Annotated in this window: 1 pseudogene; it reads right to left on the minus strand. The window is 44.2% G+C overall.

Going from position 1 to position 498, the window contains the following annotated elements:
* Positions 1-91: 91 nt before the first annotated feature.
* Positions 92-498: pseudogene (locus ACTHUM_RS18965) on the minus strand (ribonuclease R); the annotation flags it as partial.

Here is a 498-nt window from a genome sequence, read left to right on the forward strand (position 1 = left end):
GTTTTATCATCTTATTTATCCTTGGTTTTATTCATAAAATCACGAATTCAGGCCGTCTGAAACTTTTCAGACGGCCTGAATTGAATGCTACTTATTTCTTAGCAGCTTTCTTCACTTTAATCTTCACGCTTTTACCTTGAGCATTATTTTTACGCCCGGCTTTGACGGAAGCTGTTTTCGCCTGCGCTTTTTTCTTGCTTGCGGCTTTAGGTTTGCTTGGCTTAGTAGGCTTAGAGGCAGGTTTACTTTTCACCTTGCTCTTCTTTGCCTTCACAGGAGTAGCCAACGCTTCATCAATTTCTTTAGCCGAAAGTTTACGCTTACGCTTTTCGACAGGCTTGTCAGCAGCTGTCGGCTTACTCACAGGTTTCGCTTTTCTTCCGCCGCGTTTCTTACCGACTGAACCGCCGCTGATTAAGGTCAAATCAATCTTGCTGGTATCCAAATCGGCACGCGCGACTTTTACAGTAACCGTATCGCCCATATTGAAACGGACAC

It is taken from the genome of Neisseria sp. P0021.S006 (assembly GCF_051956895.1).